The sequence below is a fragment of the Caulobacter sp. 17J65-9 genome, from assembly GCF_010975005.1.
Lineage (GTDB): Bacteria > Pseudomonadota > Alphaproteobacteria > Caulobacterales > Caulobacteraceae > 17J80-11.
The window spans coordinates 1-4,891 of the sequence record NZ_JAAIVC010000223.1; the positions used below are offsets into that span (position 1 = coordinate 1).

A 4,891-nucleotide genomic window follows, 5' to 3' on the forward strand; every position below is an offset into this window, starting at 1 on the left:
GAACAGACCCTTGCGGTCGCGCGCGGCCAGCACCAGCTCGGCGGCGTTGCGGGTCACCCGCGTGCGGGCCGAGGCTGCAGCGCCGGTCGTCTCGGCCCGGCGCACCAGGTCGGCGTGGGCGGCCTGCTCCTCCGCGTCGAAGGCCGAGAAGTAGGCGTCTTCCATGGAGGCGGCCCAGTCGGCGGCGGCCGGATCAACCTCGATCAACCGTCGACGCGCCGCCTCGGCCAGCTCGGCCTGGCGGGTGCGCACGCCGGCCGCCGGGTCGGCCCCGCGGCCGCCGCGGAAGGCGGCCTCGGTGGCGCTGTAGAGGTCACGCATCAGCTGGCCCTTCCAGCCGTTCCACACGCCCGGCCCGACCGCGCGCACGTCGGCGACGGTCAGCACCAGCAGCAGGCGCAGGCGCTCGGGGTTCTCGACGATGCGGGCGAAGGCGGCGACGGTGTCGGGGTCGGCCACGTCGCGCTTCTGGGCGAAGTCGGACAGCACCAGGTGGTGCTCGACCAGCCAGCTGACCAGCTCGCCCTTGCGCCGCGACAGGCCCAGCCGCTCGCAGGCCCGCCTGGCCGCGATGGCCCCGTCCACCGCCTGGCCGCGCGAGCCGCCCTTGCCGGTGTCGTGCAGCAGCATGGCCAGGTACAGCGCCTCGCGGTCGGCGATCATCGGCAGGATCGAGGCCGACAGCGGATGCTCCTCGGCCAGGCGCCCCTGCTCGATGTCCTTGATGATCCCGACCGCGCGCAGGGTGTGATCGTCCACGGTGTAGGCGTGGTACATGTTCAGCTGGGTCTGGGCGACGATCCGCCCGAACTCCGGCAGGAAGCGGCCCAGGAGGCCGGCGTCGTTCATCAGCGTGAGGATGCGGTAGGGCTGGTTTCCCCGCGCCAGCACGTCCAGGAAGGCGCGCGCCGCCTCCGGATCGCGCCGCAGCTTGGGCGTGACCAGGGCCAGCGACCGGCTGACCGCCGTGAAGGCGTCCGGATGCAGGTCCAGGTCCATCTGGTCGGCGGTGCGGAACAGCCGCAGCAGATTGACCGGGTCCTGCTCGAACACCTTCGGCCCGGCGATCGACAGGCGGCCGTCGTCCTCGACGAAGCCCTCGACGTCGAGCTTCTTCTTGCGCCGCCTGCGGCTGGGCAGCAGGCGCGACAGGCCTTGCGGGGCCTTGATCCGGTCGGCCTCCAGCTTGGCGCAGAAGGTGCGGGTCAGGGCGCCCACCTCCTTGGCGGTCAGGAAGTAGCGGCGCATGAACCGCTCCACCGCCGGGGCTTCGCCGCGGCCGGCGTAGCCCATCTGGGCGGCCAGCTCGGCCTGGCGGTCGAAGCCCAGCCGCTCCTCGGCCCGCCCGGCGGCGAAGTGCAGGCGGATGCGCACCGCCCAAAGGAAGTCGAAGGCCTGCTCGAAGGTGCGCTGCTCCTTGCCGGAATACAGGGTCTTCAGGGTCTTCAGGCCCAGCGGGCTCTCCGGGGCGAAGTAGCGGGCGATCCAGAACAGGGTGTTGAGGTCGCGCAGCCCCCCCTTGCCGTCCTTGACGTTGGGCTCGACCTGATAGCGCGAGGCGCCGCTCTTGGCGTGGCGGGCGTCGCGCTCCTTCAGCTTGGCCTCCACGAAGGCCGCCGCCGTGCCCTTGATCACGTCCTTCACGAACCGGGCGCGCAGCTTCTCGGCGAGCGCCGCCTCGCCGGCCAGCGGGCGCATTTCCAGCAGCGCCGTGCGGATGGTCATGTCTTCGCGGGACAGCTTCACGCACTCGTCGATCGAGCGCGACGCCCAGCCGACCTTCAGCCCCAGGTCCCACAGGGCGTAGAGCATGAACTCGATCAGGCTCTCGCTGAACGCGGTCTCCTTCCAGGGCCGCAGGAACAGCAGGTCGAGGTCGGAGTAGGGGGCCAGCACGCCCCGCCCGTAGCCGCCGGTGGCGATCAGGGCCAGGCGTTCACCAGCGGTGGGGTTGCGGGTGCGCAGCACGTGGACGTGGGCGAAGTCCCACAGGGCGCGCACCACCACGTCGGCGGCGCTGCAGAGCTCGCGGGCCACCTCCACCCCGCCGGCCCCGGCGTCCAGCCGGGCCCGAGCCGAGGCGCGGCCCTGCTCCAGCGTTTCCTTCAGCACCGCCAGGGCCAGCCGGCGCCGCTCGGCGTCGTCGCCCTCGGTCGCCGCGGCGATCATCTCCAGCCGTGCGGCGACCTCGGCCGGATCGGGCGCGGGGGCGCGGGCGGGACGGGGCAGGGCGGACATGGGGGCAACATAGCCTCCCTTCTCCCCTTGTGGGAGAAGGAGGGTCCCGTCCACCGGAGCCCGAAGGGCGGAGGTCAGGACGGGAGGATGAGGGGTCGCGCCCAGGGTCGCCGAAAGAAGGGTGGCGCGACCCCTCATCCTCCGGCGCAGGCCTTCGCGTTCCGCTCCGGCGCGCGGGCTCCGTCCTTCTCCCGCAGGGGGAGAAGGAAAGTCGAAGGGAGACGCCCGATGTTCCGGAAGGTCGCTTTCACCATGTACCCGGTTCGCGACGTGGCGCGGGCGCGGCGGTTCTACGAGGAGACGCTCGGCCTGAAGCCCGGCTCGGTCGGCGGCGAGGGCGAGCGCGCCTGGATCGAGTACGACCTGCCCGAGGGCGGCTGCCTGGCCATCACCAACGTCACCGGCGACGAGCCGAGCGCCTCGTCCGGCGGCACGATCGCTCTGGAGGTCGAGGACCTCGACGCGCTCATCGCCGACCTGAAGGCCAAGGGCGTCACCTTCCGCAGCGACGTCATCAAGGGTCCGCACTGCCGGATGTCGGTGTGCCTGGACAGCGAGGGCAACGCCCTGCTGCTGCACCAGCTGGACAAGTAAGGCTCAGCCGCCGCTGATCGCCACGTCGGGGATCTCGAACCGCTCGGCGCCGATGCTCACCTGGTAGAGGTCGACGTCGCGCTTGAAGGACAGTTTCGCGTCGGCGTCGCCGGCCTCGACGGGTTCGAAGCTGGTCGGCGCGCCGCCGGTGAAGACGATCACCCGCTGGCCGCCGTCCGGCCAGGTGACCGTCACGCGTCCGCCGCCGGCGCCCTGGCGCACCACGCCGAACCGGCACTGCTTCATCGGTTCGTCGGCGTGCCGGGCGCAGGGCATGACCCCGATCACCGGCCAGGTCGAGACGATCGGCTTGGCGCCGCTCGTGACCGGCGCCTGCGCGGGGCCGGCCTTCACCGGCGCTTCGGTCTGCGCCAGGACGGGCGGGGCGGCGAGGACCGCAGCGCAGCCGACGGCTAGGGCGCGCGCCAGGGGATGGGACATGGGGGCCTCCTTCAGACCCCGGTGAAGTCCCGGCTCCCGACGGCGGTTCCCAGTGCGGTCAGCTCAGCCCCTTCAGCCGGTAAAGCGCGTCCAGCGCCTCGCGCGGGGTGAGTTCGTCCGGGTCGATGGCGGCCAGCGCCTTGTCCAGGGCCGAGGGCTCGGCGACCGGGGCGGGGCGGGCGGCGGCGAACAGGGGCAGGTCGTCCAGGCGGGCGGGCGAGGCTTCCTCGGCCTCCAGCGTCTCCAGCACCTCGCGGGCGCGGCTGACCACCTGGGGCGGCACGCCGGCCAGACGGGCGACCTGTACGCCGTAGGAGCGGTCGGCGGCGCCGGGGCCGGCCTCGTGCAGGAACACCAGCTCGCCGTTCCACTCCTTGGCCCGCATCGACAGGTTGCCGACGTGGTCCAGACGCTCCTCCAGCCGGGCCAGCTCGTGATAGTGCGTGGCGAACAGGGTGCGGGCCTTGTTGGTCTCGTGCAGGGCCTCGGCGCAGGCCCAGGCGATGGCCAGGCCGTCATAGGTGGCGGTGCCCCGGCCGATCTCGTCCAGCACCACCAGCGAGCGGTCGGTGGCCTGGGTCAGGATGGCGGCGGTCTCGACCATCTCCATCATGAACGTGGAGCGGCCGCGGGCCAGGTCGTCGCCGGCGCCGACGCGGCTGAACAGCCGGTCGACCACGCCCAAGGTCAGCTTGCGCGCCGGCACGAAGGCGCCGGCCTGGGCCAGCACGGCCAGCAGAGCGTTCTGGCGCAGGAAGGTCGACTTACCGGCCATGTTCGGGCCGGTGACCACGGCCAGGCGCGGGCCGGCTTCGCCGACGCCGTCCAGGGCGCAGTCGTTGGGGGTGAAGGCCTCGCCCGAACGGCGCACGGCCGCCTCGACCACCGGGTGGCGGGCCCCCTCGACCAGGAACTGTCGAGATTGATCAACCATGGGCCGCACGGCCTGGGCCTCTTCCGCCCATTCCGCCAGGGCCGAGGCGACGTCCAGGCGGGCCAGGGCTTCGGCGGCCAGCTGGATCGGCGCGGCCAGGGCGGCGGCGCGGGCGCGGAAGCCTTCGAAGGTCTCGCTCTCCATGGCGAGCGCGCGTTCGCCGGCCTGGGCGATGCGGGCGTCGAGGTCGGCCAGCTCCACGGTGGTGAAGCGCACCTTGTCGGCCAGGGTCTGGCGATGGATGAAGGTGGCGTTCAGCGGCGGGCGCATGAGCGGCTCGCCCTGCTTGGCGCTGGTCTCCAGGAAGTAGCCCAGCACGGCGTTGTGCTTGACCTTCAGGGCCACGCCGGACTGGGCCTGCACCTCGGCTTCCAGGGTGGCGACCACCTTGCGGCTGTCGTCGCGGAGCGCGCGGGCCTGGTCCAGTTCGGGGCGGAAGCCCGGGGCGACGAAGCCGCCGTCGCGCGCGGACAGCGGCAGCTCTTCCGCCAGGCCGACGCGCAGGTCTTCCAGCAGGGCCGAGAGCTCGGCGTCGGGGGCGAGCGCGGCCAGCGCCTCGGCCAGTTCGGCTGGCGGACCGGCCAGCGGCTCGCGGGCGGCGGCGAACAGGGCGCCGAGCTCCAGTCCGGCGGTCAGGCCCTGGCGCAGGGCCCCCAGGTCGCGCGGGCCGCCGCGGCCCAGGGT

The 4,891-nt window shown here is 73.1% G+C and carries 4 protein-coding genes; 1 reads left to right on the forward strand and 3 read right to left on the reverse strand.

Going from position 1 to position 4,891, the window contains the following annotated elements; all coding sequences use genetic code 11:
- A partial coding sequence (locus G3573_RS20020; RefSeq protein WP_163263439.1) for a [protein-PII] uridylyltransferase occupies nucleotides 1-2,238 on the reverse strand: 2,238 nt, incomplete at its 3' end.
- Nucleotides 2,239-2,466: 228 nt separating this feature from the next.
- On the opposite strand from G3573_RS20020, the gene G3573_RS20025 reads away from it, so the two are divergent.
- On the forward strand, nucleotides 2,467-2,832 hold the full coding sequence (locus tag G3573_RS20025) for a VOC family protein (RefSeq protein WP_163263440.1): 366 nt from the start codon (nucleotides 2,467-2,469) through the stop codon (nucleotides 2,830-2,832).
- Between the two features lie 3 nt (nucleotides 2,833-2,835).
- On the opposite strand, the gene G3573_RS20030 is transcribed toward G3573_RS20025, so the two are convergent.
- Entirely contained in the window at nucleotides 2,836-3,273 is a 438-nt protein-coding gene (locus tag G3573_RS20030; protein WP_163263441.1) for a hypothetical protein, read from the reverse strand.
- A gap of 58 nt (nucleotides 3,274-3,331) precedes the next feature.
- A partial coding sequence (mutS, locus tag G3573_RS20035; protein WP_163263442.1) for a DNA mismatch repair protein MutS occupies nucleotides 3,332-4,891 on the reverse strand: 1,560 nt, incomplete at its 5' end.